We start from the raw sequence: 5,369 nt of genomic DNA, 5'->3' as shown, positions 1-5,369 counted from the left end.
CCCGGGCGCGGGCGGGTGCTCCGCTCGCGGAGTCGGCGTCGACCTGACGCCCGGGGTGGATCCGGCCAGGTCCGCCGCGATCGACTGCATCAGCGCCACCGCGCCCGCTTCGGTGACCTCGATGCGGTGATGGCCGAGCGAGGCGATGCAGGCGAGGATGGCGCCGGCCGCGCCCCGGGTCCCGGTCCGGGCGACAGCGCCGTGTCCGCGGATCGCGTCGGAGAATCGCTGGCGGATCCGGATGTCGGCCGCCACGACCGCCGCCCGGTCCTCCGGCGTGAGATACCGGATCTGCCAGCGGTACAGCGCGGCGCGGGAGCGGTGGGTCAGTGTCGCCCGGGTGACCGAGGCGACCAGGTGGTCGAGGTCATCGGAACCGGACGTGGCGGCGTCGAGTTCCCCGACGAGCGTGGCGACCGCGTCTCGGAACATCGCGTACTTGCCCGGGACGTACCGGTACAGCGCACCGGGGGTCACCGCGAGTCGATCCGCGATGTGCTCCACACGGGTCGCGTGGTATCCGCGTCGCGTGAACTCCTCGGCCGCGGCCAGCGCGATCTCCGCACGTCGGGACCCCGGCGGAGGGGCGTCCGGGAACCTCGTGGGCAGTGGTGGTGACGACGTCATGACCTCTCGGATCTCGTGAGGGCGGATCGGGGTGTGATCTTGACAACAGCGGATACAGTGGCCATAGTAAACCCGAATTCACAGATATATGTGATCGAATCCATGTGAGTGTCTCGAGTGCGTCGTCGCAGACCGGCTCGGGACGGAAGGGACAACCCACCCATGTCAGTGCCCGAGGCCTACATCTACGACGCGGTGCGCACGCCACGCGGTAAGGGCAAGTCCAGCGGTTCGCTGTACAGCGTCGCCCCGATCGACCTCGCCGTCGGCGTGCTGCGTTCGCTGGTCGAGCGCAACAGCGGTCTCGATCCCGCACAGATCGAGGACGTCGTCATGGGCATCGTCGGTCCGGTCGGTGAGCAGGGCGCGGTGTTGCCCCGCATCGCGGCCCTCGCCGCCGGACTGCCCGAGACGGTGGCCGGGGTGCAGCAGAACCGCTTCTGTGCCTCCGGGCTCGAGGCCGTCAACCTGGCCGCGCAGAAGGTCCGCGCGGGGTGGGAGGACCTCGTCGTCGCCGGTGGCGTGGAGTCGATGTCGCGGGTCCCGATGGGCTCCGACGGCGGCGCCTGGGCGCAGAACCCCCGGGTCAACTACTCCACCTCGTTCGTTCCCCAGGGCATCGGCGCGGACCTCATCGCCACGATGGAGGGCTTCTCCCGCGGGGACGTCGACGAGTTCGCCGCGCGGTCGCAGGAGCTCGCCTCCGCCGCCTGGGACGAGGGCCGCTTCGCGGGCTCGGTCATCCCGGTGGTCGACTCCGCCGGTCTGGTCGTGCTCGACCATGACGAGCACATCCGGCGGGGCACCACCGCCGACGATCTCGCGTCACTCCGGCCGTCGTTCGCCGCCCTCGGTGAGCAGGCCGGTTTCGACGCCGTGGCGCTGCAGAAGTACCACTCGGTCGAGGGCATCGACCACGTCCATCACGCCGGGAACTCCTCCGGGATCGTCGACGGTGCCACCGCGATGCTCATCGGCAACGCCGAGGCCGGCGAGCGCAACGGCCTGACGCCGCGCGCCAGGATCGTCTCGGCCGCCGTCATCGGTTCGGAGCCCACGATCATGCTCACCGGCCCCACCCCGGCCGCCCGCAAGGCCCTCGCCAAAGCCGGCCTGACGATCGACGACATCGACCTGTTCGAGGTCAACGAGGCGTTCGCCGCCGTGCCGATGAAATTCGCCAAGGACCTAGAGGTCCCCATGGAGAAGATCAACGTCAACGGCGGCGCGATCGCCATGGGGCACCCCCTCGGCGCGACCGGCGCGATGATCCTCGGCACCGCCCTGGACGAGCTGGAACGCCGCGACGCCCGCTACGCCCTCGCGACCCTGTGCGTGGGTGCCGGCATGGGCATCGCCACCATCATCGAACGCCTGTAGACGACCCGGCCGCCAGCCTTGACAAGGACGAGAAAACCCCCAATGAGCAGTGAATTCACCAACACCATCACCTACGAGCGCGACGCCGACGGCGTCGTCGTCCTCACCATGGACGATCCGGGTCAGAGCGCCAACACCATGAACGCCGACTACCTGGCGTCCATGGAGGCGGCCGTCGACAGGCTCGCCTCCGAGGTCGACGAGATCACCGGCGTGATACTGACCTCCGCCAAGAAGACCTTCTTCGCCGGCGGCGACCTGGGCGACATCCTGTCGATCCCCGCTGACGGGGCGGACCTGGCCGTGGCCACCGTCGAGCGGGCCAAGGCGCCACTGCGGCGACTGGAGACCCTGGGTAAGCCCGTCGTGGCCGCCATCGCGGGTGCCGCGCTCGGCGGCGGTCTCGAGATCGCGCTGGCCACCCACCACCGGATCGTGGTGGACTCGCCCGCGATCCAGCTGGGCCTACCCGAGGTGAGCCTCGGTCTGCTGCCCGGTGGCGGCGGGATCGTCCGCACCGTGCGCATGCTCGGTGTGGCCACGGCCCTGACGGAGGTGCTGCTCGAGGGCAGGCGCCTGCGTCCGGGCAGGGCCCACGAGCTCGGCCTCGTCGACGAGCTGGTGGCCGGCCCCGACGACCTGGTGCCCGCGGCGAAGGCGTGGATCGCCGCCAACGCCGACGATCCCGAGGCGGCGACCCAGCCGTGGGACCGCAAGGGCTACCGCATGCCCGGGGGCACGCCGTCGAGCCCGGCGCTCGGCGCCACCCTCCCCGCGTTCCCCGCGATGCTGCGCAAGCAACTCAAGGGCGCGCCGTACCCGGCCCCCGTCGCGATCATGGCCGCGGCCGTGGAGGGCGCCGGGGTGGACTTCGCCGCCGCCCAGGCGATCGAGGCCCGCTACTTCGCCGGACTCGCCACCGGGCAGACCGCCAAGAACATGATCCGCGCGTTCTTCTTCGACCTGCAGAAGGCCAACGGCCTCGCGAAGGCGTACGGGTCGGTTGACCGCGAACCGATCACCAAGGTCGTGGTCCTGGGTGCCGGGATGATGGGCGCGGCGATCGCCTACGTGTGCGCCAAGGCCGGTATGGAGGTCGTCCTCAAGGACATCGACCAGTCGGCCGCCGAGCGGGGCAAGGGCTATTCGGAGAAGCTCGTCGCCAAGACCGTCGCCCGCGCCGCCGAGGGCGAGGACCGGGACGCCGCGCAGGCGAAGGGCGAGGCGCTCCTGGCGCGCATCACCCCCACCACCGACGCCGCGGCCGCCTCCGGTGCGCAGGCCGTCATCGAGGCCGTGTTCGAGGACCCCGAGGTCAAGGAGACGGTGTTCGCGGAGATCGCGCCGCACATCGCCCCGGACGCGCTGCTGTGCTCCAACACCTCGACCCTTCCCATCACCATGCTCGCGGGCGGCGTCGACCGGCCGGCCGACTTCATCGGCCTGCACTTCTTCTCGCCCGTCGACAAGATGCCGCTGGTCGAGATCATCAAGGGCGCCGAGACCTCGGAGGACGCCCTCGGGCGCGCCCTGGCCCTGGTCGCGCAGATCGGCAAGACCCCCATCGTCGTCAACGACTCCCGCGGGTTCTTCACCTCGCGGGTCATCGGGACCTTCACCAGTGAGGGCATGGCGCTGCTCGCCGAGGGCGTCCCCGCGCCCACCGTCGAACAGGCCTCCTCGCAGGCCGGCTACCCGGCGCCGGTGCTCGCGCTGATGGACGAACTCACGTTGACCCTGCCCCGCAAGATCCGTGACGAGACCCGCCAGGCGGCCGAGGCAGAGGGCCGGCCGCTGCCCGACCACCCGGGCAACGCCGTGCTCGACACGATGATCGACGAGTACGACCGCAAGGGCCGCTCCACCGGCGCCGGCTTCTACGAGTACACCGACGGCAAGCGCGCCGGACTCTGGCCGGGACTGGCGGAGGCTTTCGGCCCCGCCACCGAGATCCCGCTGCAGGACGCGATCGACCGGATGCTGTTCGCCGAGGCGATCGAGACCGTCAAGTGCCTCGACGAGGGCGTGCTGGAGACCACCACCGACGCCAACGTCGGCTCGATCCTGGGCATCGGCTTCCCGGGCTGGACCGGCGGCGTCGCCCGCTACATGGACCAGTACCCGGGCGGCCTGCCCGGCTTCGTCGCCCGCGCCGAGGAGCTCGCCGAGCGCTACGGGGACCGTTTCACCCCGCCGGAGTCCCTGCGGTCCAAGGCCGCCTCCGGCGGCACCTACGAGGAGGTCCAGCCGTGATCCGTACCCGTTTCACCGAGGAGTTCGGCGTCCGTCATCCGATCGTCCAGGGCGGCATGATGTGGGTCGGCCGCGCCGAACTCGCGGCCGCCGTGTCCGAGGCGGGGGCGCTGGGCATCATCACCGGGCTCACCCAGCCGACGCCCGAGGACCTGGTCCGCGAGATCGCCCGGTGCCGGGAGATGACCGACCAGCCCTTCGGGGTCAACCTCACGATCCTCCCGTCGATCACGCCGCCCCCGTACGCGGAGTACCGCCAGGCGATCGTCGAGTCGGGCGTGAAGATCGTCGAGACCGCCGGGTCCAACCCCAAGGACCATCTCCCTGTCTTCCACGCCGCCGGCGTCAAGGTCATCCACAAGTGCACCTCCGTGCGGCACGCACTCAAGGCGGAGAAGCTCGGCGTGGACGCCGTCTCCATCGACGGCTTCGAGTGCGCCGGACATCCCGGTGAGGACGACGTCCCCGGTCTGGTGCTCATCCCCGCCGCGGCGGCCCGGCTGACCATCCCGATGCTGGCGTCCGGAGGCATCGCCGACGCCCGCGGCCTCGTGGCCGCACTGGCCCTGGGGGCCGACGGCGCCAACATGGGGACCCGGTTCATGTGCACGGCCGAATCGCCGGTCGCGGACCAGGTCAAGCAGCAGATCGTCGCCAACTCCGAGCTCGACACCGCGCTCATCTTCCGCACGCTGCACAACACCGCGCGGGTCGCGGCGAACGCCGTCTCGGCGGAAGTGGTGGCCAGGGAGGCCGAGGGCGTGGAGTTCTCCGACATCCAGCACCTCGTCGCCGGGGCCCGGGGCCGGAAGGTCTTCGAGGACGGCGACCTGGACGCCGGCATCTGGTCGGCGGGTCAGTGCCAGGGCCTGATCGACGACGTGCCCACCGCGGCCGAGCTGGTCGACCGCATGATGGCCGAGGCCGAGTCGATCATCACCGACCGGCTGGCCGGCATGGTCGCCGCCGCGGAGACGGTCCGATGACCCCCACGGGCCGGGACGCGGTCATGGTCGACCGCGACGACCTGGGTGTCGCGACGATCAGCATCAACCGACCCGACCGGATGAACGCGCTCGACCACCCGACGGTGTGCGCACTGGTGGAGA

Annotated in this window: 4 protein-coding genes; 3 read left to right on the top strand and 1 reads right to left on the bottom strand. The window is 71.0% G+C overall.

The window, feature by feature from the left end; all coding sequences use genetic code 11:
- Nucleotides 1-627 (bottom strand): TetR/AcrR family transcriptional regulator (locus tag G6031_RS03975; protein WP_182652509.1); only part of this gene is annotated, 627 nt, incomplete at its 3' end.
- A gap of 162 nt (nucleotides 628-789) precedes the next feature.
- On the opposite strand from G6031_RS03975, the gene G6031_RS03970 reads away from it, so the two are divergent.
- Genes G6031_RS03970 through G6031_RS03960 form a run of 3 tightly spaced genes read left to right on the top strand, consistent with a single transcriptional unit; the run spans nucleotide 790 to nucleotide 5,246 of the window.
- Complete coding sequence (locus tag G6031_RS03970) at nucleotides 790-2,007, top strand: acetyl-CoA C-acetyltransferase (protein WP_182652508.1); 1,218 nt, start codon at nucleotides 790-792, stop codon at nucleotides 2,005-2,007.
- Nucleotides 2,008-2,049: 42 nt separating this feature from the next.
- The gene (locus G6031_RS03965) at nucleotides 2,050-4,260 is read left to right on the top strand and encodes a 3-hydroxyacyl-CoA dehydrogenase NAD-binding domain-containing protein (protein WP_182652507.1); all 2,211 of its coding nucleotides are present in this window, start codon (nucleotides 2,050-2,052) and stop codon (nucleotides 4,258-4,260) included.
- The gene (locus G6031_RS03960; protein WP_182652510.1) at nucleotides 4,260-5,246 is read left to right on the top strand and encodes a nitronate monooxygenase family protein; all 987 of its coding nucleotides are present in this window, start codon (nucleotides 4,260-4,262) and stop codon (nucleotides 5,244-5,246) included. The genes G6031_RS03965 and G6031_RS03960 overlap by 1 nt, the downstream gene beginning before the upstream one ends.
- Nucleotides 5,247-5,369: the final 123 nt, after the last annotated feature.

This window comes from Dietzia sp. CQ4, from assembly GCF_014145125.1.
Taxonomy (GTDB): Bacteria; Actinomycetota; Actinomycetes; order Mycobacteriales; family Mycobacteriaceae; genus Dietzia; species Dietzia natronolimnaea.
This window is presented reverse-complemented; position numbering and strand designations above follow the sequence as displayed.

Coding starts and splice junctions, on each gene's coding strand:
- G6031_RS03965 (WP_182652507.1), top strand. CDS start 2,050: ATGAGCAGTGAATTCACCAACACCATCACCTACGAGCGCGACGCCGAC.
- G6031_RS03970 (WP_182652508.1), top strand. CDS start 790: ATGTCAGTGCCCGAGGCCTACATCTACGACGCGGTGCGCACGCCACGC.